This window comes from Pseudomonas sp. K5002 (genome assembly GCF_013386655.1).
Lineage (GTDB): Bacteria > Pseudomonadota > Gammaproteobacteria > Pseudomonadales > Pseudomonadaceae > Aquipseudomonas.
In genome coordinates, this window is record NZ_JACARK010000139.1 from 1,224 (window position 1) to 2,101 (window position 878).

Annotated in this window: 1 protein-coding gene; it reads right to left on the reverse strand. The window is 62.5% G+C overall.

Features of this window, described 5'->3' with window-relative positions; translation table 11 throughout:
* A partial coding sequence (locus HX846_RS39500) for a penicillin-binding transpeptidase domain-containing protein (RefSeq protein ID WP_256739794.1) occupies positions 1–878 on the reverse strand: 878 nt, incomplete at both ends.

The following is an 878-nucleotide window of genomic DNA, read 5'->3' on the forward strand; positions in this document are numbered from 1 at the left end:
AAAGCCGACGAACAAGGCGTTGTCGCGGTTGCGCTCCAGAGTCTTGAGACGGTTGTAACGCTCGCCCTGCTTGATCGCCACTACCTGCGCAGTACCAGACTTGCCAGCAATCCGGTACTGCGCACCGGCTGCAGCCGCCCGGGCGATACCGCGTGGATCGTGCATTACCAATTGCATGCCGTGGTTGACCTGCTCCCAGTCGCGCGGGTCTTTGAGCACCACGTTGGGCATCGGGTTTTCATCCACCGGCGGCACGCCATTGATGGTCTTGGCCAGGTGCGGTCGGTTCCACACACCCTTGTTGGCGATCAGCGCAGTGGCCTGGGCCAGCTGCAACGGGGTGACCTGCATGTAACCCTGGCCGATGCCGAGGATCACGGTTTCACCCGGGAACCACGGCTGGCGCCGGGTAGCGCGCTTCCAGGCTTGGGACGGCATCAGGCCGGCTGACTCTTCGAACATGTCGAGGGAGACTTTCTGGCCAAGGCCGAACTCGGCCAGGTAGTCGTGCAGGCGGTCGATACCCAGCTTGTGGGCCAGGTCGTAGAAGTAGGTGTCGTTGGAGCGCATGATGGCTGCGTCCATGTCCACCCAACCATCACCGCTGTGGTTCCAGTTGCGGTATTTGTGGTCGAAATCCGGGAGTTGGTAATAGCCCGGGTCGAACACCCGGGTCTGGGCGGTAACCACGCCGCTGTCGAGGCCAGCGATGGCGACTTCCGGCTTGATCGTCGAACCCGGCGCGTAGAGCCCGCGCAGCACGCGGTTGAACAGCGGACGGTCGAGGGAGTCGTGCAGCGCGGCGTATTCCTTGAAGCTGATGCCGGTGACAAACAGGTTCGGGTCGAAACTTGGCTTGCTGACCATCGCCAGCACTT